Below are 259 nucleotides of genomic sequence, written 5' to 3' on the forward strand. Positions count from 1 at the left end.
GGTCATGACGGCCATCATGACCGGCGAGGCGACCCAGGCGCAGATCGGGGCCTTGCTGATGGCGCTGTCGATGAAGGGCGAGACCGTCGATGAGCTGGCCGCCGCCGCCCAGGTGATGCGTGAGCTGATGACGCGCGTCACGGTGCGCGCCACCGATGCAGTGGATATCGTCGGCACCGGCGGTGATGGTGCCAACCTGTTCAATGTCTCCACGGCGGCAAGATTCGTGGTGGCGGCCGCCGGTGGCCATGTGGCCAAG

1 pseudogene is annotated in these 259 nt (G+C 67.2%); it reads left to right on the forward strand.

The features are described from left to right. Window positions 1-259: pseudogene (gene trpD / locus R0J88_RS21265) on the forward strand (anthranilate phosphoribosyltransferase); the annotation flags it as partial.

The sequence above is a fragment of the Pseudoalteromonas sp. SIMBA_162 genome, assembly GCF_046535955.1.
Lineage (GTDB): Bacteria > Pseudomonadota > Gammaproteobacteria > Enterobacterales > Alteromonadaceae > Pseudoalteromonas > Pseudoalteromonas marina.